Source organism: Nocardioides sp. (genome assembly GCF_047602075.1).
Lineage (GTDB): Bacteria > Actinomycetota > Actinomycetes > Propionibacteriales > Nocardioidaceae > Nocardioides.
Window position 1 is genome coordinate 1,818,382 of sequence record NZ_JASGIF010000001.1, and the last position, 21,801, is coordinate 1,840,182.

General features: G+C 69.2%; 21 protein-coding genes and 1 pseudogene. 3 read left to right on the top strand and 19 right to left on the bottom strand.

Going from position 1 to position 21,801, the window contains the following annotated elements; all coding sequences use genetic code 11:
- Nucleotides 1–13: 13 nt before the first annotated feature.
- Nucleotides 14–1,084 carry an ABC transporter substrate-binding protein gene (locus tag QM714_RS09175; RefSeq protein WP_415099699.1) on the bottom strand — a complete coding sequence of 357 codons (1,071 nt, stop codon included), beginning with the start codon at nucleotides 1,082–1,084 and terminating at the stop codon, nucleotides 14–16.
- Between the two features lie 210 nt (nucleotides 1,085–1,294).
- Between QM714_RS09175 and QM714_RS09180 the strand changes: the two genes are divergently transcribed.
- Nucleotides 1,295–2,749, top strand: a complete 1,455-nt coding sequence (locus tag QM714_RS09180) for an amidohydrolase family protein (RefSeq protein WP_415099701.1) — start codon at nucleotides 1,295–1,297, stop codon at nucleotides 2,747–2,749.
- Here the strand turns inward: QM714_RS09180 and fes are convergent.
- Entirely contained in the window at nucleotides 2,733–3,992 is a 1,260-nt protein-coding gene (gene fes / locus QM714_RS09185) for an enterochelin esterase (protein WP_415099703.1), read from the bottom strand. The genes QM714_RS09180 and fes overlap by 17 nt on opposite strands.
- Complete coding sequence (locus tag QM714_RS09190; RefSeq protein ID WP_415099705.1) at nucleotides 3,989–4,816, bottom strand: M55 family metallopeptidase; 828 nt, start codon at nucleotides 4,814–4,816, stop codon at nucleotides 3,989–3,991. The genes fes and QM714_RS09190 overlap by 4 nt, the downstream gene beginning before the upstream one ends.
- 175 nt (nucleotides 4,817–4,991) lie before the next feature.
- Here QM714_RS09190 and QM714_RS09195 point away from each other — a divergent pair, with 175 nt between their 5' ends.
- Nucleotides 4,992–6,725 carry a PucR family transcriptional regulator gene (locus tag QM714_RS09195; protein ID WP_415099707.1) on the top strand — a complete coding sequence of 578 codons (1,734 nt, stop codon included), beginning with the start codon at nucleotides 4,992–4,994 and terminating at the stop codon, nucleotides 6,723–6,725.
- Here the strand turns inward: QM714_RS09195 and QM714_RS09200 are convergent.
- From QM714_RS09200 to QM714_RS09220, 5 genes are all read right to left on the bottom strand, one after another.
- Nucleotides 6,646–7,608, bottom strand: coding sequence for a GNAT family N-acetyltransferase (locus QM714_RS09200; RefSeq protein WP_415099709.1), 963 nt, complete (start codon nucleotides 7,606–7,608; stop codon nucleotides 6,646–6,648). The two genes, QM714_RS09195 and QM714_RS09200, sit on opposite strands and share 80 nt — an antisense overlap.
- Nucleotides 7,609–7,723: 115 nt before the next feature.
- A complete protein-coding gene (locus QM714_RS09205) occupies nucleotides 7,724–8,905 on the bottom strand; it encodes a M20/M25/M40 family metallo-hydrolase (RefSeq protein ID WP_415099711.1) in 1,182 nt (393 codons plus the stop codon).
- Nucleotides 8,906–8,980: 75 nt separating this feature from the next.
- Nucleotides 8,981–10,696 (bottom strand): ABC-F family ATP-binding cassette domain-containing protein, encoded by a 1,716-nt coding sequence (locus tag QM714_RS09210; RefSeq protein WP_415099713.1) that lies wholly within the window; start codon nucleotides 10,694–10,696, stop codon nucleotides 8,981–8,983.
- Nucleotides 10,697–11,006: 310 nt separating this feature from the next.
- Complete coding sequence (locus QM714_RS09215) at nucleotides 11,007–12,008, bottom strand: hypothetical protein (protein WP_415099715.1); 1,002 nt, start codon at nucleotides 12,006–12,008, stop codon at nucleotides 11,007–11,009.
- A complete protein-coding gene (locus tag QM714_RS09220; RefSeq protein ID WP_415099717.1) occupies nucleotides 12,001–12,537 on the bottom strand; it encodes a SigE family RNA polymerase sigma factor in 537 nt (178 codons plus the stop codon). Before QM714_RS09220 ends, QM714_RS09215 begins: the two co-directional genes overlap by 8 nt.
- 400 nt (nucleotides 12,538–12,937) lie before the next feature.
- On the opposite strand from QM714_RS09220, the gene QM714_RS09225 reads away from it, so the two are divergent.
- Entirely contained in the window at nucleotides 12,938–14,260 is a 1,323-nt protein-coding gene (locus QM714_RS09225) for an IS4 family transposase (protein ID WP_415097970.1), read from the top strand.
- A gap of 23 nt (nucleotides 14,261–14,283) precedes the next feature.
- Here the strand turns inward: QM714_RS09225 and mgrA are convergent.
- The 11 genes and pseudogenes from mgrA to infA all read right to left on the bottom strand — a co-directional run bounded on the left by mgrA (nucleotide 14,284) and on the right by infA (nucleotide 21,663).
- A pseudogene (mgrA, locus tag QM714_RS09230) lies at nucleotides 14,284–15,310 on the bottom strand (L-glyceraldehyde 3-phosphate reductase).
- A 58-nt stretch (nucleotides 15,311–15,368) separates the two neighbouring features.
- Nucleotides 15,369–15,971: a class I SAM-dependent methyltransferase gene (locus tag QM714_RS09235; RefSeq protein WP_415099719.1), complete on the bottom strand. Its 603-nt coding sequence runs from the start codon at nucleotides 15,969–15,971 to the stop codon at nucleotides 15,369–15,371.
- The gene (gene truA / locus QM714_RS09240; RefSeq protein WP_415099721.1) at nucleotides 15,968–16,795 is read right to left on the bottom strand and encodes a tRNA pseudouridine(38-40) synthase TruA; all 828 of its coding nucleotides are present in this window, start codon (nucleotides 16,793–16,795) and stop codon (nucleotides 15,968–15,970) included. The genes QM714_RS09235 and truA overlap by 4 nt, the downstream gene beginning before the upstream one ends.
- 20 nt (nucleotides 16,796–16,815) lie before the next feature.
- Complete coding sequence (locus QM714_RS09245) at nucleotides 16,816–17,733, bottom strand: PfkB family carbohydrate kinase (RefSeq protein WP_415099723.1); 918 nt, start codon at nucleotides 17,731–17,733, stop codon at nucleotides 16,816–16,818.
- An 11-nt stretch (nucleotides 17,734–17,744) separates the two neighbouring features.
- A complete protein-coding gene (gene rplQ / locus QM714_RS09250; RefSeq protein WP_415099725.1) occupies nucleotides 17,745–18,371 on the bottom strand; it encodes a 50S ribosomal protein L17 in 627 nt (208 codons plus the stop codon).
- A gap of 108 nt (nucleotides 18,372–18,479) precedes the next feature.
- Nucleotides 18,480–19,496, bottom strand: a complete 1,017-nt coding sequence (locus tag QM714_RS09255) for a DNA-directed RNA polymerase subunit alpha (protein WP_415099727.1) — start codon at nucleotides 19,494–19,496, stop codon at nucleotides 18,480–18,482.
- A 103-nt stretch (nucleotides 19,497–19,599) separates the two neighbouring features.
- Entirely contained in the window at nucleotides 19,600–20,208 is a 609-nt protein-coding gene (rpsD, locus tag QM714_RS09260) for a 30S ribosomal protein S4 (protein WP_415099729.1), read from the bottom strand.
- 41 nt (nucleotides 20,209–20,249) lie between these two features.
- Nucleotides 20,250–20,654: a 30S ribosomal protein S11 gene (gene rpsK / locus QM714_RS09265; protein ID WP_415099731.1), complete on the bottom strand. Its 405-nt coding sequence runs from the start codon at nucleotides 20,652–20,654 to the stop codon at nucleotides 20,250–20,252.
- Between the two features lie 77 nt (nucleotides 20,655–20,731).
- A complete protein-coding gene (gene rpsM, locus QM714_RS09270; protein ID WP_415099733.1) occupies nucleotides 20,732–21,106 on the bottom strand; it encodes a 30S ribosomal protein S13 in 375 nt (124 codons plus the stop codon).
- Nucleotides 21,107–21,281: 175 nt separating this feature from the next.
- Nucleotides 21,282–21,395: a 50S ribosomal protein L36 gene (gene rpmJ / locus QM714_RS09275; protein ID WP_004008316.1), complete on the bottom strand. Its 114-nt coding sequence runs from the start codon at nucleotides 21,393–21,395 to the stop codon at nucleotides 21,282–21,284.
- 46 nt (nucleotides 21,396–21,441) lie between these two features.
- Nucleotides 21,442–21,663 carry a translation initiation factor IF-1 gene (gene infA / locus QM714_RS09280; protein ID WP_011757309.1) on the bottom strand — a complete coding sequence of 74 codons (222 nt, stop codon included), beginning with the start codon at nucleotides 21,661–21,663 and terminating at the stop codon, nucleotides 21,442–21,444.
- Nucleotides 21,664–21,801 lie beyond the last annotated feature (138 nt).

Here is a 21,801-nt window from a genome sequence, read left to right on the forward strand (position 1 = left end):
CTCTCGTCCGTTCTCAGGCCGAGAAGTCGGTCGGCGTGGTGGTCGGATCGTCGTCCACCGCCACGGCGATCTCGGGGACGGCGTGCTCGATCGCGTAGAGCGTGCTCAGCACCGTGCTCCAGTCCATCGCCCAGAAGACGTGGTCATCCTTGTTGTCGGTGGTGTAGAGCGACCGTCCCTCGGTCGTCGAGGCCAACCGGGAGACCACCGGATCGGCCTTGAGCTTGGCGACGGTGCCCGTGTCGGTCGTCCAGAGCACGAGATCCAGGTCGCCGACGAGAGCGAGCTTCTCGGTGGAGATCTGGGCGCTGTAGCCCTTGCCGACCAGATCGGCCAGCTCCGGGGAGGCGGTGAAGCCGAGGTTCTGGAGGAACACCGCACGTGGCGCGGTCGCACCGAGCACGTCGAAGTCACTGCCCCAACGCTCTGCGCAGACCGAGGTCAGCCCGCTGAACTCCGGATGATCGGCGGTCGCCTTGGCGAAGGCGTCGTCGACCGCGCTGACGAGCGCGGTGGCCTCGTCCGGCTTGCCGACGGCGGTCGCGATCAGCTGCGCCTGCTGGTCCATCGGGGCGTTCCAGTCGGCGTACCCTTTCGGTTGGGCGACGACCGGGCAGATCTTGGACAGCTTCTGATAGTCCGACTTGCTGGCGCCGCTGAGCACGCAGGTGATCAGGTCCGGGGCGAGCGCCGCGATCTTCTCGAACTCCAGCTCCTCCATGTTGAGGTAGTCCGGCTCCTCGCTGAACGCCGACTCGTTCCACGGGTGGAGCGGGGAGTACCAGTCGCCGCTGAAGACGCCCACCGCCACCGGGGCGATGTCGAGTGCCACCAGGACGTCGAGATCGGTCTGGCCGAGGGCGATGATCCGCTGCGGGTCGGGCGGTACGACGGTGGTGCCGTAGGCGTGGGTCACCTCGACCGGCTCGGCCGACCCGGTCCCCTTGCCGGACCCGGGCTTGTTCGCGTCGTTGGTGCAGCTCTGGAGTGCGAGTGCGGTCGCGACACCACCGAAGCCGGCCAGCAGTTGGCGGCGCCCGAGCGGTGGGCGGGCGCTGCGTTCCCCGGAGATGCCGTGCACCATGTCCTGCCTCCTTGGTCTGGCTGAGTCCTTCACGAGGTCCCCCACGAGGTCCTTCCCGAGTCGAGCGGCCGGCGCCCCCGGGTGCACCGCTTGGTCGTCGAGATTAGGCAGGCTGGTCGGGTCGCGCGTCGGCCCTGCCGACGAACTCCACGGCGCCCGTTCATCGCGCGGTACGACGTGACCGGGTGTCGGTCGATCTAGCCTGGAGCCGTGGATGACCTGGCGATCGTCGGCGGCCGGGTGATCGATCCGGAGACCGGGGTGGACGCGATCCGCACGGTGACCGTCAGCAACGGCACGATCACCGCGGTCACGACCGACGACGCTCCGGCCCGGCGCACCCTCGACGCCCGGGGGCAGGTGGTCGCGCCCGGTTTCATCGACCTGCACAGCCACGCCCAGTCGCTGGCCGGTGCACGACTGCAGGCCCTCGACGGAGTCACCACCGCGCTCGATCTCGAGTCCGGCCGCTATCCGATCGGTCCCACCTTGAGGGCGGCTGCCGACGAGGGCCGACCGATCAACTTCGGCTACTCCGTGGGTTGGGGAGCGACCCGGGCCGCTCTCGTCCAAGGATCCACGATCGGACCAGACGTCGTGCTGCCTGCCACACCAGGTTGGGACCGCCGCTGGGGCGACCGGGAGGTAGCGCGGCTGCTCACGCTCCTCGAGGCCGAGCTGGCCGAGGGCGCCATAGGCATCGGGCTGCTGCTCGGATACGCACCCGGGGTGACCCGCAAGGAGTATCTCGACGTGGCGCGTCTGGCGGCCACCGCAGGCGTGGGCACCTTCACCCATGCCCGCTTCCTCTCCGGGATGGAGCCGGGTTCCTCCCTCGAAGGCGTGCTGGAGGTGGTCGCCGCTGCCGCGAGCACGGGAGCGTCGATGCACCTGTGCCACCTCAACAGCACAGCCGGACGGCAGGCACACGACGTGGTCGCCGCAGTTCGCACCGCCCAGGCCGGCGGGTTGCCGCTCACCACCGAGGCCTATCCCTACGGCGCGGGCGCCACCGAGATCGGCGCCGCCTTCCTGGATCCGGCCAACCTGGACTCGATGGGCATCGAGCCGGACGCGATCCTGCTGCTGGGTGCCCGCCGGTCGGTCGCGGACCTCGACGAGCTGCGTGTTCTCCGCACGACGGCGCCCACCACGGATGTCGTGGTCCGATGGTTCGACGAGGACAGTCCCGACGACCGCGCCGCACTGCTCGAGTCGCTCACCCTGCCCGGGGCGGCCTTTGCCTCGGACTCGATGAACCCCCTCGTCGAGGGCGCGGAGGTCGAGCCGGGTGCCTGGCCGGTCCGACCGGATGCGGTCACCCACCCGCGCAGCACGGGTTGCTTCGCCAAGGTGTTCCGCTGGCTGGTGCGCGAGCTCGACGTGCTGAACCTGCCTGAGGCGGTCCGCCGCTGCTCGCTGGTGCCGGCCGACATCCTCGCCGCCAGCGCTCCCGCGGCCCGTCGCAAGGGGCGGGCGCAGGTGGGCTGCGACGCCGACCTCGTCGTCTTCGACCCCGATCGGCTCACCGACGCCTCGACCTACCAGTCCGTCGCCCCGTCGGTCGGCATGACTCATGTGCTCGTCGCCGGCGTGCCGGTGGTCGTCGACGGCAGGCTCGACCTCGACCAGCGACCGGGGCGACCGATCACCAGTCGCGCGTGAGCGACTCGAGGCCGTCCCCCACGGTCCCGCGCCAGCAGAACCAGCTGTGATCGCCGTGGAACTCGCGGTAGGTGACGTCGTACTCCTTGGCGAGCAGGACGTCTCGGAAGTGTCGGTTGGTGGGGACCATGTAGGACTCGAGCAGGCCCACGTCGAGGTAGAAGCGGACCGGAAGCCGCGGACTGCGGACGAACTCGCTGATCAGCCATCCGAACTCCTCGTCGAACGGCGTCGCCTCACGCCACCAGAACGACCCGGACTGACTGAGCACGTGACCGAATCGGTCCGGACGGCGCAGTGCGGAGTACGCCGCGTTGAGACCGCCGTAGCTCTGCCCCGCCACGATCGTGCGTGCGGGATCGTCGGTGAGCGGCCGCAGGCGACCCGCCCAGGGCAGCAGCTCGTCGGCGAGGAAGTCGGTGAACGCGGGCCGGCAGGCCAGCTCGTCGCGGTCCGCGGATTCGTGCATGACCACGCACAGGGGCGGGATCTTCCGCTCGGCGATGAGGTGGTCGAGAATCGGCGCGATCGGGGTGTGCGCGGCCCAGTTCCAGCCGTCGTGGAGCACCATCACAGGGAGCGGCTCGTCGGACGCACCTGGCGGCTCGTAGATCCAGACCCGGCGATCGTCGACACTGGTACCGATCAGCCGATGCTCGGTCACCACTCCTGTAGGGGCCGCCGTCGGCGGCGGCTTCGGGAGCGGTCGGAGGTCGACCGCCGAGGTGCGATAGGTGGCCCAGTCCGGGTCCACCGACGGCACGTCGAGAGCGGTCTCGTCTGGATAGCTCGCCGTGGCGAAGGGGTCCAGGGCACCCGGCTCCCACGGGTCGGAGTTCACCCCCGCCGCCTCGCGCTCGGCGAAGGTGTAGGTCATCCGTAGGTCGACTCGGACGCGCGAGGTGTCGAACCAGACGTCGGTGTCGGCGAGCTGCTGGAGCTGACGAGTCTCGAGGCCGTCACGGGCGAAGGTTGCGGCCTTGAGCCACGAGTCGAGCGGGCTGCGCCAGCGCGGGTTCCCCTTGAGCTCGACGGCCACGATCGCCGGCGAGCTGGCCCGCCAGACGAAGGTCACCAGCCGGTGTTCCTCGCTGTCGGGATCCGGCTCGACCAGCGGCGTGCCCTCGGCTTCGGCGCGGCGCCAGAACTCCGCGACGGCACCGCTTCCCGCTCCGTCGGCGACCACCGCCGCCCGCAGCGCCGCGATCCTCGGGCTCTCGAGCTCCTGCTCCCCCTCGCTCACTCCGGATCCAACTGGTAGCAGAGCGCGACCATGTCGAACAGCGTGCTCGGATCACCGACGGTGACCTGCGCGGTGAGGGCATCCAGCGCGGTGAAACCGGGGATCTTGAGGATCTGCTCGAGGTGATGGAACTGCTTGACCTGGACTTCCAACGTGAGCGCCTCGGGCACCGGTGCGACCACCAGATCGGCGACTCCGGCGACGGTTTCCGCCGCCGCCGCCCGGATCCGGTCCCGGGCGACCGACGGATGCAGGCTGGTCGCGGCCAAGAATCCCTCGGCCCGCTTCACCTGCACCGTGCGCACCCCAGGATGCTTGCCCACGGCATCGCGGCAGGTGGCGTCATCGCCGGTGACAAGGCCGATGGGCACACCGAGACCGGCGGCCATCAGCGCGTTGACGTCGGCCTCGGTGGCCGTCACGCCGTTGACCCGGAATCGGGAGAAGCACATCGAGAAGGAGTGCGACAGCACTCCGAACTCGCCGGCCGCGGCGTGATAGCCGACGAAGAGGGCGACGTCGTGCTCGGGCGCCAGGCCATGCATCATGCACTGTGCCTTCGGCGTGCCCAGCACGATCTCGACGCGCGGGTCGACCTTCTCCAGCAACAGGTTGTCCATCGTCCCGTGGCTGTCATTGATCGTCACCGCGGTCGCGCCACCGTCGAAGGCACCGGCGATCGCAGCGTTCGCCTCACCGGTCATCAGCTCCTGAGCCGAGGGGTACCCCGATCCGCCCCGATAGGCCTGGTCGCAGGTGGCCACGCCGGCCACGCCCTCCATGTCGACGGAGATGTAGACGTGCATCGGTCCCCTTCCGGCCAACGGCCAAGCCTCGATCGTCTCGAGGTCGCAGGCCTAGCCTGACACCGGCCGAGGGGTGTTGACTCGGTGCTCCCCACAGAAAGCCCGGGCAGCGGTCGTCGGGGAGAACGATTCCGCACTCCAGGTCGTCCGGTTATGGTCGACTTCGACCGGCTCCGAGTCCCGAGGAGGGATCGTGACCTCCTTCATGCCTGGCACCGCCGATGCGGCCCGCGGCCGCGACCTGCCCGGCTCCAAGACAGCGGACCGCTCAGGGCCGACGCTGGCTCGAGTGCTCGGTGACCTCGGCCCGATCCTGCTCCCCCAGGTGGCCGGTACGCCGCGCACCGACCTGGCCGTGGGTGGGGTGGTGATCCATGACGACGCGGACGACAGCATCCATCCACCGCGCTCGATCGTGCTCGGTGTGGGAGTCTCCTCGCGGGAGGAAGTACGTCGCCTCGTGACACACCTGGCCGCCCAAGATGCGCTGGCCTTGGTGATCCGGCTGCCCTTCGAGCCGGATCCCGTCCTCGTCGAAGAGCTCGAGCGCGCCCGGCTGGTGTTGCTGGGCCTCCCGCCGGGCGCCACCTGGCACCAGTTGACCACGGTGTTGGGGGTCGCGCTGGCGGACACCGGCGGACACCACGGCCCCGGGGCGGTCGACCAGATGGGTGGCTTCGCGGTGGGCGATCTGTTCGGAATGGCCGGCGCCATCTGCGAGCTCGTCGACGCGCCCATCACCATCGAGGACCGCAACTCGGTGGTCCTCGCCTACTCCGAGCGCCAGGACGAGGCGGACTCGATCCGCTTCGAGGTCATCCTCGGCCGCAAGACTCCCGATCTCTATCGCCGCGAGGACGAGCAACGCGGCGCCACTCGGGCGATCCGTGACTCGGTTCGACCGGTCTATCTGCCACCGCTGGACCTCGACACCGGCCAGACGACCAAGGGCCGGGTCGCCGTCTCGGTGCGCGCCGGCGACGAGGTCCTCGGCACCATCTGGGCCGTGGTCGACGCGCCGTTGAGCCCCGAGAAGGACCAGCTCCTCCTCGACGCCTCGCGGGTGGTCGCCGTGCACATGCTGCAGCTGCGCGCCGGCGCCGACGCGGCGCAGCGGCTGCGCACCGACCTGCTCGCCACCGTCCTCGAGGGCGGCCCGGAAGCCCGACCCGCACTGGAGCGGCTGAGCCTGACCGGCCACCCGATCCTGGTCGTGGCGATGACCATCCAGGAGCCGGCGGGCGACACTGGCTCGGTCACCCGTTCCGCGGTGCGGACCGCCGAGCTCCAGCGGTTGGCGGCAGCGTTCCAGCTCCACCTCTCGGGCACCTGGGCCGATGCCGTCGTCGGTGTCCTCGACGAGACGATCTATGCGCTGGTGCCGGCCCGGCGACGCGGCGACACCGAGATCAACCTCGAGATCCTCTGTCGCGGGTTCCTGCGCAGACGAGCCGAGGCAACCCCCCTGCTGATCGGCATCGGTCGGATCGCCGAGGACATCGCCGCCTTGGAGCTGTCCCGGCGCGACGCCGATCGGGCCCTCCGCGTGATGCGGGTGTCTCGGCAGGAGGGCGGCGACCTGGGCGCGGTCACCCGAGCTGTCGACGTGGAGATCCAGTCGCTGATCCTCGAGCTTCGCGATCTGGTCGAGGTCACCCAGCGAGGACCGGTCGGCGCCTATGCCCGCCTGTTGGAGTACGACGCCGAGCGGTCCTCCACGATCATGATCGACACGCTGCGGGCCTGGCTGGACGCCCATGGCAACGTCATCGCGGCCGCCGAGGCGGCCCACGTCCACCAGAACACCTTCCGCTACCGCCTCAAGCGGATGGGCGAGATCGGTGACTTCAACCTGGAGGACGCCGAAGCCCGGTTCGCCCTGCAGCTGCAGCTGCGGCTGCACCCACCGACTCGCCCTCCGGGGTGAGCAGGTAGCAGCCGTCGCGACGGAAGCCGGTGACGGCCCATCCCGCGGCGAACGCCGGCGCCAGGGCGTCTCGAAGCACGAGTCGCCAGCACTCGGCCGCGACCGCATCGCGGGCGCGCAGCGCCTCGACGTCGGAGGGGATCTCGACCTCGAGCATCCGGCCCCGCGCAGGGGCAGGCACGGTGGTGGCGACCGCTGCGGGACCATCGCTCCCCCGGCACAGGATCGGGACTCTCTCGACCTCGACCCTCTCGGCGGACGTCTCACCCGCAGGCATGGGCAACGGGCGGGTGAGCTCCCAGTGGGCCAAGATCCGGTCGGAGTCACCGTGTCCGTTGATGGCGTCGTCCATGTCGCCGTAGAAGTTCGGGAGATACTCCTCGATGGTGGCGCCCAGCCGGGTCACGTTGAAGTAGGCGTTGCGGGCCACCAGCGGATCGAAGGTCCAGGTCATCCGGGTCGCGCCATGGGCCAGCGCCCAGGCGCGCTGGTGCAGCTTGAGGGCGTAGCCGACTCCGCGGCCACGTGCTCCCGCCACGACTCCAGCGATGTGGCTGTGCATCAGCGTCGCCGGTGGCGAGGAGAAGAAGCCCGCGGCCGCTCCGACGACCTGCTCCCCTCGTCGGACGACGCCCACGTAGTTGTGCGAGTGGGCGAGCGCCGCCAGCAGGTCGCTGGAGAGGGTGCTCTGGCCGACCGGGCTGCCCCAGATCCGATCGAGAAGACCGCTGACTTCGACGTACTCCGTCAGGCCGGTCGCCGTGGACACGGTCACCCCTGCGCGCGCAGCCGCCGCCTCGGCGACGGCCCAGGCCCGATCCACCTGGTCGGTCGAGAGCGCGACCCGGCCGACCACGTCGGTGCGGTCCTGGCCGGTGTGCATCGCTCTCCTGAGGCTCTCCGTGGCCGGCTGGCACCGGCGGGTTTCAGCGTCCTGCAACCGCGCGCACGAGGGCACGGGCGTTCTCACAGATTTGGGTGTGCCGGTTGGGATCGCGCTACGAAGAGAGCACAGCGACCAGGGCGGCGAGCAGGGCCGTGCGACCAGGGATGGCTGCGACCAGGACATGCTCGTCGGCGGCATGGGCGCCACCGCCGACCGCTCCGAGACCATCCAGCGTCGGCACCCCGACCCCCGCGGTCAGGTTGCCGTCGGACGCACCGCCGACCTCCGCGGCAGCGAGCGGCTCGAGGCCCAATGCGGCGGCCAGCGCCGCCGCCCGCGTGAAGAGGTCCTCTGCAGCGCTCCGCTCGAGCGGTGGCCGCGGCTCCGCACCGCGGACCTGGACGCGCGCCTTCGGATCATGCGGTCGCAGTGCGGTGATCGCCCGATGCACCCGCTCCTGCTCGATGCGGGTCCACGCACGCACATCGACCTCGAGCCGCGCCTGCGCCGGGACGGTGTTGCTCGTCGTGCCAGCGGTCATCGTGGTCGGAGTGACAGTGGTGCCCGTCGTGGAGTCGCCGAGAGCCGCCACGTCCAGCGCCAGCCGGGCTAGTTCCAGCCCGGCATTGACGCCCCGTTCGGGCTCCAGACCCGCATGGGCGGCACGTCCCGTGACCTCGATGGAGTAGGTCCCGGCTCCCTTCCGGGCCACCTTGAGCGCGCCGTTGTCGGCCGACGCCTCCAACACCAGCGCCGCCCGGCAGCGGCTCGCGATCTCCTCGATCAACGCCTGTGAGGAGGCCGACCCGATCTCCTCGTCGCCGGTGACCAGCACCGCCACCCGGTCCAGCGCCTCCGGTCGGCCCGCCTCCACCAGTGCCGCGAGCGCGTGCACCGCCTGGACGACCCCCACCAGCATGTCGAAGCAACCAGGCCCGGTCATGGTGCCGTTCTCCACCCGCGCGGGCATCGTCGCCAGGCTGCCCACCGGCCACACCGTGTCGTGGTGGCCGAGCAGGAGCACCCGGGGTTCCGGAGGGACCAGCAGCACGTGGCTGACCCCGTCGATCACCCGGATCTCCGGTGCGCTCCCGAGTCTGCGGACCATCAGGTCGGCCACCGCGTCGGCGCTCCTCGCCACCGCTGCCAGGTCGGCGCTCGGAGACTCCGTCCCGATCAGACCAAGAGCGTCGTCGATCATGGTCGCGAGCCGGTTGTGGGTCGATGTAGCCAGCGTCGCGAGGAGCTCCGGTGCCAGGGTGCCCTGGGCGTCTGGTGTCGATGGGGTGGTCACCCGGCGACCTTAAGCGTCGTCGTACAGGTTCTGCTTCGGCGACTGGCACGGATTCTCCGCACGCTCGTTGTCGGATCAGCGGACCCGGTCGACCCGACCCTCGTCCCACACCGGGCCGTCGGACTCGTAGACCCGGCCGTCGGCGCCGTACACCACGAAACGGTCGAAACCCCGGGCGAACCAGCGGTCGTGGGTCACTGCCAGCACGGTGCCCTCGAAAGCCTCCAGTCCGTCCTCCAGCGCCTCGGCGGACTCGACGTCCAGGTTGTCGGTCGGCTCGTCGAGGAGCAGCAGAGTGGCACCGGACAGCTCGAGCAGCAGGATCTGGAAGCGGGCCTGCTGGCCGCCCGACAGCGATTCGAACCGCTGCTCGGCCGCGTGGGCGAGCTCGTAGCGATCCAGCACCCGACTGGCCTGCTCGCGGCCCATCCCCTCGCGGTGCTTGTCACCGCGATGCAGGATCTCCAACAGGGTTCGACCGACCAGTTCGGGGTGCTCGTGGGTCTGCACGAACCAGCCCGGCCGCACCCGCGCCCCCAGTCGTGCCTTGCCGGCATGCCGCACCGGCTCGATGGCGGTGTCGGCCACCGGCTGGTGCTCCACGTCCGGGTCGCTGCCTCCAGCGGCCAGCAGCCGGAGGAAGTGCGACTTGCCGGACCCGTTGGAGCCGAGGATGGCTACCCGCTCGCCGTACCAGACCTCAAGGTCGAACGGCTCCATCAGGATCCCTGGGCCCGGCCCGTCGACCCTGAGCTCCAGCCGCTCGCAGATCACCGCTCGCTTGCCGGTGCGACCACCCTGGAGCCGCATCCGAACCTTCTGCTCCCGAGGCTGCTCGATCGGTGGGCCGGCCTCCTCGAACTTGCGTAGCCTCGTCTGCGCGGCCTGGTAGCGGCTGGCCATGGCGTCGTTGTAGGCCGCCTTCTGCTTGTACATCAGCATCAGCGCGCGCAGCTTGGCATGCTCCTCGTCCCAACGCTTGCGCAGCTCCTCCAAGCGGGCGAAGCGGTCGCGGCGGGCCTGGTGGTAGGACGCGAAGCCGCCCGGGTGGGTCCAGACCCGATTGCCCGCGGCACCCAGCTCCACCGTGACCACTCGAGTTGCGGTGTTGGCGAGCAGCTCTCGGTCATGGCTGATGAACAAGACGGTCTTGTCGGACTCGCTGATCCGCTGCTCCAGCCAGATCTTGCCGGGTACGTCGAGATAGTTGTCGGGCTCGTCGAGCAAGAGCACCTCGTCCGGCCCGCGCAGGAAATACTCCAGCACCAGCCGCTTCTGCTCTCCGCCTGACAGCGTGCTCAGGGAACGGTACTTCGCCTTGTCGAACGAGACCCCTAGGGATGCGGTGGTGCATACATCCCAGGTGACCTCGAGGTCGTAGCCCCCGGCATCGGCGTACTCCGCGAGCGCCTCCGCGTAGCGGAGCTGGGTCTTCTCGTCGTCGGTCTCCATCAGCGCGCGCTCACATGCGTCGACGTGTCGGTGTGCGGTCTGGACCCGAGGTGGCGCCACCACCAGCAGCAGGTCGGCCACGGTCGGATCCGCCTCGCCCTCCACGACGCCGTGACCCACGAACTGGCGCATCACGCCCAACCCGCCCGACCGCGTCACCGCCCCGTTGTGTGGCACGAGATCGCCGGTGATGATCCGCAGCAGGGTCGTCTTGCCCGCACCATTCGCACCGACCAGCGCCACCTTGGCCCCATCCCCGACCCGGAACGACACGTCGTCGAGCAGCACCCTGCCGTCGGGCAGCTCGAATCTCACATTCGCGACGTCCACGTGACCCACGAGGCATCATTCTCCGCGATGGTGCCCGCGGGGCGCACTCGGTTTGTTGCGGATCAGGGCGCTGGCTGCCGCGGTGCTGTGGTGTCCCGGACCCAACTCCCGCGGTCCTGTAGTGGCTAGAGACCCGGTATACGAGGCACTTTGCCACTACAAGACCCCGGGAGACGCAACAAGACCGCGGCAGACGCCGACCGCACGCGAGGGAGGCAGCGCCAACGACCCGGAAGCCAGACAGGACCACGGCGGCGCTCACCCGCCGTCGCCGCCTATCGGTCAGCACCACCCACGGCCAGCAACCAGGTGGTTCACCTCAGCGGCGCAGGTGGTCAGGGAAGGGCACCGAGCCGTCCACACCACCGGACCAACCGGGTGACAGCGCCCAGTAGAGATCACGGGCGGTGAGCTGGTGGAGGGTGCCGCTGAGTGCGATCTGGTTGCCCTCGGCGCACTCGGCGGTGAGCGTGAGCACGGCCAAGCCGCCCAGCTTGATGGTGGTGTCCTCCGAGCTGCCGCAGCCGACGCTGCCGTCAATGAGGGCGCCGTGGCCAATCTCAGCGATCGCACGTTCGCTGTCCTGGGTCGAGAGCAGCTCACTCTGCTGTAGCCAGCCGTCCCCGCCATAACGGCAGACCGCCAGCCGCTTGTCGGTTGCTGGGTCAGCGTCAGCGTGCGGTGGACAACCGTTGGCGTCAAAGTCGCTGAACCGGTGCGCGGAGTCGATGATGCGTCGGGCTGTCGCTCGATCGGGGGTCACCACCGAGATGGCGGCCTCACTGCCCGAGCCGGGGGACCAGGAGGCGAGCCAGGCGCCGTCCGGATAGGCATCTCCTCCGCCGTACTGCCAGATCTCGCCGGGATCGTGCTTGGTGTCGACGTCGGCTGGGTCGCCGAACTTCAAGCCATAGCCGGAGACCGGGCTGCAAAGGACATCGGTCTGGCCTCCCTCCGGCCGCTGCACGACCCCGACCTCGGCCGGGTCGCCTCCACCGACACACCACTGGTCCAGCGAGTCATGGCCCCAGGTGTCTGGCACGGTGACCTCGATGTCTCGCCAAGACTCGATGCGCCAACCGGACGCCACACTCGGCGAATCGGTCGCGACCGGAAGCTTGCTCCGATCAACACCGCCATCGCCCAAAGCCAAGCTGATCGGCACGACCGCCATCGCCACCGCTGCAACCACCACGCTGGTGGCCAGCACTCGCCTCCGGCGCAGGCGCCGACGTGCTCCGGCGAGCAGATTGCCGCTGTTGGGCGCATGGTCGGCGGCCGCGTCCAGGGAGGTCCGCAGCAGGGTCTCCAGGTCACTCATCCTCGGTCTCACTCTCCCCCGCCAGCTCCAGCCGAAGCGACGCGATGCCCCGCGAGACCCGCGAACGGACGCTCCCCTCGCGCACCCCGGTCAACTCAGCGATCTCGGCATACTCCAGTTGCTCGTAGTAGCGCAGCACGACCGCGGTCCGCTGATCGTCCGGCAGCCTCAGACAGGCCCGCCACAACTCCAGCCGCTCCTCGACCGCAAGTCCGCTCGGCGTCCCCGAGCGCTCCGGAGGGTCGGCCATCACCGACTCCCGACGCCGGAACTTCCGCCACCACGACGTGTGCGCGTTGACCACCATCCGACGCACATAGGCGTCCGGGTCACCGACCGTGGAGATGCGCGACCAGCGCGGCAGCGCCCGCGACAAGGCGTCCTGGACGATCTCCTCGGCATCGACCGAGTTCCCCGTCAGCACGTAGGCCAGTCTGAGCAACCCGGGACCGCGGGCCTCGACCCAGGCAGCGAAGTCATCGGCGACCACTCCGCCGCCCACCTCGCCTCCCCGCACCGTTGCGCTCACACCATGAAGACGCTCGAACCGCCCACCCTGTTGCGAGGAGCCTCTCCCGGTCAAGCAGCGGTCAGGTCTGACGCGGCGGCCGGGACGGCAGGGGGACCCCCGCAGGGCGTGGATGGGACTGGCCCCCCGGAGCGAGCGCCAGCGAGCGGAGGGGTGGTTGCCCGCGGGGCTCCCCTGCCGGCACGGACGCCACCCCTCAGACCCGCCGGCGGGCCCGACCGACCGCTCCCCGGCTAGTCTCAATGCCGCGCAGTTAGCGATGTGACTGGTGTGGCGAGTGTGGCGTCGGCGTGTCGTCGGGTAGAGCAACAGAACTCCTCGATAGGCAGGGGATGTCCTGACAAGACGCCCTGCTACCGATGGAGTTCTGTTGCGTTCTCAGTCTGTCACGTCTGATCCGGTGGATCCGTTCTCTGCTGGCCATCTGGGCGAGTTGACGCGGATCGTCTCCTTCGATCTGGTCGACGCGGCGATCAGCGCCGCGGGGGCGACGCAGAAGCGGCTGCGGCGCCTGCCCACCCGGGTGGTGGTGTACGTGCTGCTGGCCGGGGTGCTGTTCGCCGACGTGGGTTATCGCCAGGTCCTGCGGCGTCTGGCCGCCGGCGCGGACCTGAGCATCCGGGTGCCGGGCAGCTCGGCGTTGTCCCAGGCCTTCCGGCGGATCGGAGTGGGTCCACTGCGGGAGTTGTTCGACCTGGTCCGCGGCCCGGCGGCCGGTGCTGCCCGTTGGCGTGGGTTGCTGGTGTGCGCCATCGACGGGACCACGATGTGTGTGCCGGACACCGACGTCAACGCTGCGGCGTTCGGTCGGGCCACCGGCCGCCCGGACGCCCCGGGCGGCTACCCGATGCTGCGGCTGGTGAGCATCCTCGCGTGCGGCTCACGCACCCTCATCGACGCCGTGTTCGGGTCCTACCGGGTCGGGGAGACTACCTACGCATCCCGCCTGGCGCGCTGTCTGCGGCCCGGGACGGTGCTGCTCGGTGACCGCAACTTCGCTGCCGCGGCCCTGATCGAGCAGTTCGCCGCCACCGGCGCGGACCTGCTCATCCGGTGCAAGGACAACCGTAGGTTCGCCCTCGTGGACCGCCTGGGCGATGGCACCCGCATCGCTGTCCTCGGTGGCATCCGGGTGCGGATCATCGACGCCCAGATCATCGTGGACCTGAAAGACTCAGGCACCCAGCGCACCGGCACCTACCGCCTGATCACGACCCTGACCAACCCGCAGCGGTACCCGGCACGGGAGATCGTCGAGCTCTACCACCAGCGGTGGGAGATCGAGACTGGCTTCCGCGAGACCAAGTCCACGATCTTGGACGGGAGGGTCCTACGGGCGCGCACACCCGCCGGGATCGCCCAGGAGGTCTACGCCGTCCTGATCGTCCATCAGGCTCTGCGGACCGCGATCGCCGACGCTTCCCTGGCTCACGGTGGCATCGCACCCGACCGGCTCAGCTTCACCATCGCACTGACCACCGCCCGCGACACGATCCACCGCGCAGCAGACGTCCTCGCCGAGGCCGGCACCGACCTGACCGGCCGGATCGGGGCAGCGGTCCTGGACACAGTTCTGCCCGCCCGCCGAGCCCGCTCCAGCCCCCGAGTGACCAAACGCGCGATCTCCAAACACCGCGCCAAAGGCCCCATCGACCGGACGAACTACCAGACCCGGATCACGACACACCTACTGCCGACCCTTGACCCGAGCCAAGATCCTTAACTGCGCGGCATTGAGGCTAGCCCTCAGTCCTCGGTGGACTTCGCCCACAGGTTGACACCGGAGTCGACCGCGAAGCGGTCGATGGCCGCGAGGTCCTCATCGGTGAGCGGGGGGAAGCCCAGCGCGTCGAGGTTGGTGTCGAGCTGCTCGACCGACGAGGCGCCGATGACCGCCGAGGTGACCCGCGGGTCGCGGACGGCCCACTGCAGGGCAAGCTGGGCGCAGCTTCTGACCACGCGCGAGAGCGATTTCGTTGAGACTGCGCACGCGAGCCAGCACCTCGTCGTCGAGAGCCGCCACCGTGGACTCACTGCGAGCGGCACGCGAGTCAGCCGGGACACCGTCGAGGTAGCGGTCGGTGAGCAGCCCCTGAGCCAGCGCCGTGAACACAATGCAGCCCATCCCCTGAGTCTCTAGCTCGTCGAGGAGACCGTCCTCGATCCACCGGTTGAACATGTTGTAGGACGGCTGATGGATCAGCAGCGGGGTGCCCAGCTCTCGGGCGATGGAGGCGGCTTCGCGCGTCTTGTCGGGAGAGTACGACGAGATACCGGCGTACAACGCGCGTCCGGACCGGACCGCGTGGTCCAGCGCCATCATCGTCTCCTCGACCGGAGTCTCGGGGTCGTAGCGGTGGCTGTAGAAGATGTCGACGTAGTCGAGCCCCAGCCGGTGCAGCGACTGGTCGAGGGAGGCAAGGACGTACTTCCGCGACCCGCCGCCCTGGCCGTAGGGGCCCGGCCACATGTCGTAGCCCGCCTTGGTCGAGATGATCAACTCGTCACGGTACGGCGCAAAGTCGTCGGCCAGATAGCGCCCGAAGTTCTCCTCGGCGCGACCGTAGGGCGGACCGTAGTTGTTGGCCAGGTCGAAATGGGTGACGCCGCGGTCGAAGGCCCGACGCAGGATGGCGCGTTGGGTCTCCTCGGGGCGGTCGGTGCCGAAGTTCTGCCACAGGCCAAGCGAGAGCACCGGCAGCTTCAACCCGCTGCTCCCAGTGAAGCGATAGGGCACGTGGTCGTAGCGGTCATCGGCTGCGGCGTAGGTCATCCCACCATCCTGCCGGACCCGCCCATCGTTCATCAGGCGGGGATGGCAAGCCCCGTCGTCATGCCTCGGCCGGTCGGCTCTCCAACACCCGGAAGCCCTTGGCCGAAGCCAGCCGACGAGTGGGATAACCCTGCTCACCCAACCATCGCTGCAACGAGTCGGCACCCAGGTTCTTGCCGACGACCATGACGGCGCGCCCCTCCGGCGCCAGCCAAGCGAACCAGGTCAGCAGCAGCTGGTGCAGCGCTGGCTTGCCGATCCGGATGGGTGGGTTGGACCAGATCTCGTCGTACGTCGTCTCCGGCGCGGTCTCAGGTGTGAATACGGCGTAGCGGTCGGCGACGCCGAGAGCGGCGGCGTTCTCCCGGGCGAGAAGGACAGCCCGTTCGTTCACGTCGACGCCCGTCACCTGCGTCGCGGGGGCGGCGACCGCGATCGCCAGTCCGATCACGCCGTAGCCGCAGCCCAGATCGAGGATCCTTCCTGAGCTGGGCGGCTCGGTCTCCCGGAACAGCACCGACGTGCCGATGTCGACGCGACCCCGCGCGAAGACCCCCGAGCCCGTGGCCAGCGACAACTCGTGTCCCCACACACGGGCGACGATCGACGTACGCTCGAAGGGCGCCTGCGGATCGGCCGAGAAGTAGTGGTCCTCGTTCACCGGACGCGCACCCTTCGGGCGACCTCGGCGCGGGCGGCGAGCTCGTCGTCGGGCGGGTAGCCGACCTCTTCCAGAGTCAGCCCGTGCGCGGGCAGCACTGGGACCGCCGGGTCACGCTCCTCGGCACGTAGGACGTCGCCGGCCCAGCTCGCCGGCCGTCGGCCCTCGCCGATCGTCACCAGGCAGCCCATCAGCGATCGGACCATGTGATGGCAGAACGCGTCGGCGCGGACCGTGGCGACCGCGACGCCGGTGTCATCGCGCGTCCAGCTGAGGTCGAGGAGATGGCGAATCGTGGTGGCCCCTTCACGGCGCTTGCAGAAGGCGGCGAAGTCGTGTTCCCCCACCAGGTCGACAGCCGCGGTGTCCATCGCCTCGAGGTCCAGTGGCCGGGGCCAGGTCAGCACATGGCGACGTCGAAGGGGATCGACGGCCCGTGGCAGGTCTGCGATCCGGTAGGCGTAGCGCCGCCAGATCGCGGAGAACCGCGCGTCGAAGCCGGGTGGTGCCTCGGTGACTCGACGCACGCGGACGTCCGCAGGCAGGAGACCGTTCAGCCGGTGGCCGAGCGCCACCGGCGCCGGCGCGGTCGAGCGGCCGGCGGAAGCGGCGAGGTCGGCCTCGGGGACGTCGAGATGAACGACCTGACCGCGGGCGTGGACACCGGTGTCGGTCCGGCCCGCGCAGACGACCTTCGCCTCGGGCATCCGCAGCGCCGTCGCCAGCGCTGTCTCCAGCTCGCCCTGCACGGTGCGGAGGTCCGGCTGGGTCGCCCAACCGTGAAAGTCACCGCCGTCGTAGGCAAGATCGATCCGGAGCCGCACGGCGGCATCCTCGCACGAGGTCAGGGCAGCTCGTGTCGGTGCGGCGGATCGGCGCCAGGTCGGGAGACGGTCACCGCCGCTGCCCGGGCCGCCAGGCCGAGGAGTTCGGCCCAGTCGGTGTCGGTCAGGCGTCGAAGCGCGGGACGCTGCTCGGCTCCTAGCAAGCCGCGGCTCCACAGCGCATCGACCAGGGCCGCACCGAAGGTGTCACCAGCGCCGATGGTGTCGGCCACGGTGACCGCAATTGCCGGGACCGTGCCGGGCCCGGTGGCAGCGACCCAACTGGCGCCTTCGCTGCCTCGGGTGACCACTACGACGGCGGGGCCGAGGCCGAGCAGGAAGGCAGCAGTGTCGTCGACCGAGCGCTCGGGATAGAGCGCCTCGAGGTCCTCGTCACTGGCCTTGACGACATCGCTGATGCCGACCAGGCGCTCGACCCGGCGGCGCACCTCCGCGTCGAGGCCGGTCACGGCTGGACGGGCATTGATGTCGTAGCTGACCGTGGCGCGTGAACGCACCGAGTCGACCGCGGCGTACACCTCGTCGGCCCCAGGTGGGAGCGCGGCCGCGTAGGAACTGGTGTGCACGACCACCGGCTCCTCGTCGTCGGGCAGGACCAAGGGCCCCGGTCGCCAGTCGATATCGAACTCGTAGGTCGCCGCACCATCGTCGCCGAGGGTCGCCACCGCCGACGATGAGCGGAGCACCGAGCCCGGGTCGCCGGCGAGGCGTACGCCGGCCGCATCCAGGTGCACACTCAGCATCCGACCGTACCGGTCGGCCGCGAAGCAGGTGTGGAACAGCGTGGCGCGGTCGAGCCGAGCCAAGGCGACGGCGACGTTCGCGGCGCTGCCGCCGGGGTGCTCGGCCACCGAGCCGTCACCGCGGTGGACGACGTCGATCAACGCCTCGCCGACCACGAGCGCAACCTGACCCATGGTCAGCCCTGCTACTCGGCCTCGTCGTCGGCCGCAGGCTCCTCCGCGGAAGCTTCGGCCTCCGATTCGACGTCCTCGGCAGGCGCCTCGACGACCTCGTCGGCAGAACTGTCGACGGCGGCCTCCGCCTCGACCGGCTCCTCAGCCACCGGCTCCTCGACCACCGGCTCTTCAACCGGGGCAGGCGCAGTCTCGGCAGGCTTGGCCTTCCGGTTCGACGGCTTGGGCTGGTAGGGCTCGGTCACCAGCGAGATCACCGCCATGGGGGCGTTGTCACCCTTGCGGGGACCGATCTTGGTGATCCGGGTGTAGCCACCGGGACGCTCGGCGAACATCGGCGCGATCTCGGTGAAGAGACGGTGCTGGGGGTACTGGTTGACCACCAGCACGCCGTCCTCCTCGAGCTTCTTCTGGTCGACGCTCTTGTAGAGCTCGCGCAGCACCAGGCGACGGTTGTGCAGGTCACCCTTCTTCGCCTTGGTGATCAGCTTCTCGGCGTAGGGCCGCAGCATCTTGGCCTTGGCCTCGGTGGTGGTGATCGAGCCGTGCTCGAACAGCGAGGTGGCCAGGTTGCGCAGGATCAGCCGCTGGTGGGCGGCGCTGCCGCCCAGACGGGGGCCCTTCTTCGGGGTGGGCATCTCATCTCTCTCTTCTCCCGAGCCGTGTGAGGTACTCGGGTAGTTCCAACCAGATTGCGGAGGCGGCGAGCCCCCGAGGGAGTGTCAGGACGGGCCAGTGCGGACGGGTCAGTACTGCTCGTCCTCGACGAAGGCGTCGTCGTCATCGTCGCCGTAGGCGGCGAGCACCGCGTTGGGGTCGAAGCCCGGGCCGCTGTCCTTGAGGGACAGGCCCATCTCGACCAGCTTCGCCTTGACCTCGTCGATCGACTTGGCGCCGAAGTTGCGGATGTCCAGCAGGTCCTGCTCGGAGCGCGAGATCAGCTCACCCACGGTGTGGATGCCCTCGCGCTTGAGGCAGTTGTAGGACCGGACGGTCAGCTGGAGGTCCTCCACGGGCAGGGCCAGGTCGGCAGCGAGCTGCTCGTCGACCGGCGACGGACCGATGTCGATGCCCTCCGCCTCGACGTTGAGCTCGCGGGCCAGGCCGAACAGCTCGACGAGGGTCTTGCCGGCCGAGGCGATGGCGTCGCGAGGACGGATCGACGGCTTGGTCTCGACGTCGATGACCAGCTTGTCGAAGTCGGTGCGCTGCTCGACACGGGTCGCCTCGACCTTGTAGGTCACCTTCAGCACCGGGCTGTAGATCGAGTCGACCGGCATCCGGCCGATCTCGTTGTCGGCGCCCTTGTTCTGAGCGGAGGAGACATAGCCGCGACCACGCTCGACCACCAGCTCCATCTCGAGCTTGCCCTTGTCGGACAGGGTGGCGATCTTCAGGTCGGGGTTGTGCACCTCCACACCGGCCGGGGGCGCGATGTCGGCGGCGGTGACGTCACCGGCGCCGGACTTGCGGAGGTACATCGTGACGGGCTCGTCGTGCTCGGAGGAGACGACCAGACCCTTCAGGTTGAGGATCACCTCGGTGACGTCCTCCTTGACGCCCTCGATGGTGGAGAACTCGTGGAGCACGTTGTCGATCTTGATGCTGGTCACCGACGCCCCCGGAATCGAGGAGAGCAGCGTGCGGCGCAGCGAGTTCCCGAGCGTGTAGCCGAAACCGGGCTCCAAGGGCTCGATGACGAACCGGGAGCGGAAGTCGTCGACGACCTCTTCGGACAGGGTCGGGCGCTGGGCGATGAGCACTGTTTCTTCCTTTCCGAGCCCCACCGCTATATGAGGGACTCGAATGCAGTTGTCGAATCTGTTTCAGTCTGCAGTTGTGGCGGGCCTCAGCTGGCCGGGGAGGCTACTTCTTGGAGTAGTACTCCACGATGAGCTGCTCTTGGACCGGGATGTCGATCTGCTCGCGAACCGGAGCCTGGTGGACCAGGATCCGCATCCGGCTCGGCAGCACCTGGAGCCAGGCCGGGACGATCCGCTCGCCGTGGGTCTCACGAGCCACGATGAAGGGGGTCAGCTCGAGAGACTTCTCGCGCACGTCGATGATGTCGAACTGGGTCACCTGGAACGACGGGATGTTGACCTTCTTGCCGTTGACCAGGAAGTGGCCGTGGGTGACCAGCTGGCGGGCGTGCCGGCGGGTGCGGGCGAACCCGGCGCGGTAGACGACGTTGTCGAGGCGGCACTCGAGCAGCTGCAGCAGGTTGTCACCGGTCTTGCCCTGACGACGAGACGCCTCGGTGTAGTAACGGTGGAACTGCTTCTCCAGCACGCCGTACGTGTGCCGAGCCTTCTGCTTCTCGCGCAGCTGGAGGAGGTACTCGCTCTCCTTGATGCGGCCGCGGCCGTGCTGGCCAGGCGGGTAGGGGCGACGCTCGAAAGCGGCGTCACCGCCGACGAGGTCGACGCCGAGGCGACGCGACTTCTTGGTGATCGGGCCGGTGTAGCGGGCCATGGGTCTGGGTCTCCTTCAAGTCCTGTGGGTGGGCGCTGCGGTCAGACGCGCCGGCGCTTGGGCGGGCGGCAACCGTTGTGCGGCACCGGGGTGACGTCTTGGATGGTGCCGACCTCGAGGCCGATGGCACCCAGCGACCGGATCGCCGTCTCACGACCCGAACCGGGGCCCTTGACGAAGACGTCGATCTTCTTCATGCCGTGCTCCATGGCACGCCGACCGGCGGCCTCGGCCGCCATCTGCGCGGCGAACGGCGTGGACTTGCGCGAGCCCTTGAAGCCGACGGTGCCGGCAGAGGCCCACGAGATCACCGCACCCGTCGGGTCGGTGATGGTGACGATGGTGTTGTTGAACGTGCTCTTGATGTGGGCCTCGCCCTGAACGACGTTCTTCTTCTCCTTGCGGCGCACCTTCTTGGCGCCGCTCTGGCGACTCTTGGGGGGCAATGCGATCTCCTGCGTCTAGCTGGTCGATGAGGTCTGGTCGGGTCGGCGCCGTGGTGGCGAGCCGAGCCCAGAGGCGGCTACTTGGCCTTCTTCTTGCCGGCGACGGTGCGCTTGGGGCCCTTGCGGGTGCGCGCGTTGGTCTTGGTGCGCTGCCCGCGGACCGGAAGGCCCTGACGGTGCCGGCGACCCTGATAGCTGCCGATCTCGATCTTGCGCCGGATGTCGGCCTGGACCTCACGACGGAGGTCACCCTCGATCTTGTAGTTGGCCTCGATCTCGTCGCGGAGCTTGACCAGCTCGTCGTCGCCCAACTGGTGGACGCGGAGGTCGGGGTTGATCCCGGTGGCCGCGAGCACCTGCTGGGCGCTGGTGCGGCCGATGCCGTAGATGTAGGTGAGTGCGACCTCGATGCGCTTGTCGCGCGGCAGGTCGACACCAACAAGGCGTGCCATGTGGCAGTTGTCCCTTTCGGTTCACGGTGGTGTGGTCGTGTTGCGTCTCGCACCGAGCGGTCGAGCTCCGGCCATCCGTTCCGGAGGTGGTTCACCGTCCGAGGACGGCTGAGCGAACACGTGGTTTCGATATGGAGTTCTCAGTGCGGCCCGGCGGTGAGCCTGGCCTGTCTCGTCAGCCCTGCCGCTGCTTGTGGCGGGGGTTCTCGCAGATCACCATGACGCGGCCATGGCGACGGATCACCTTGCACTTGTCGCAGATCGGCTTGACGCTGGGGTTGACCTTCACGAGGAGGTCCTTTCTGGTGTGCGGCTCGCGACTGCCGGAGCAGCCCTCACTTGTAGCGGTAGACGATCCGGCCTCGGGTGAGGTCGTACGGCGAGAGCTCCACCACCACCCGGTCCTCGGGGAGGATCCGGATGTAGTGCTGACGCATCTTGCCGCTGATGTGGGCGAGCACCTTGTGCCCGTTGCTGAGCTCAACCCTGAACATGGCGTTCGGGAGCGCCTCAACGACGGTGCCCTCGATCTCGATCACGCCTTCTTTCTTCGGCATGTCCTCCACAATCTGTCGTTTCCTACCGGTTGGCCCGGGAACCTCCGGCATCCGGTCACAGACCGGCTACCGTGGACCTCGTCGGGCCGCTCCGGGAGCCCCTCCCCCCGAGCACGCCGGACGACCAACCAGCAAGGC

Excerpts from the sequence above, each read along its gene's own strand:
- QM714_RS09175 (WP_415099699.1), bottom strand. The coding sequence starts at position 1,084 with ATGGTGCACGGCATCTCCGGGGAACGCAGCGCCCGCCCACCGCTCGGG.
- QM714_RS09200 (WP_415099709.1), bottom strand. The coding sequence starts at position 7,608 with ATGCACACCGGCCAGGACCGCACCGACGTGGTCGGCCGGGTCGCGCTC.
- QM714_RS09215 (WP_415099715.1), bottom strand. The coding sequence starts at position 12,008 with ATGAGTGACCTGGAGACCCTGCTGCGGACCTCCCTGGACGCGGCCGCC.
- QM714_RS09245 (WP_415099723.1), bottom strand. The coding sequence starts at position 17,733 with ATGGGTCAGGTTGCGCTCGTGGTCGGCGAGGCGTTGATCGACGTCGTC.
- rplQ (WP_415099725.1), bottom strand. The coding sequence starts at position 18,371 with ATGCCCACCCCGAAGAAGGGCCCCCGTCTGGGCGGCAGCGCCGCCCAC.
- rpsD (WP_415099729.1), bottom strand. The coding sequence starts at position 20,208 with ATGGCCCGCTACACCGGCCCGATCACCAAGAAGTCGCGTCGCCTCGGC.
- rpsM (WP_415099733.1), bottom strand. The coding sequence starts at position 21,106 with ATGGCACGCCTTGTTGGTGTCGACCTGCCGCGCGACAAGCGCATCGAG.
- infA (WP_011757309.1), bottom strand. The coding sequence starts at position 21,663 with ATGCCGAAGAAAGAAGGCGTGATCGAGATCGAGGGCACCGTCGTTGAG.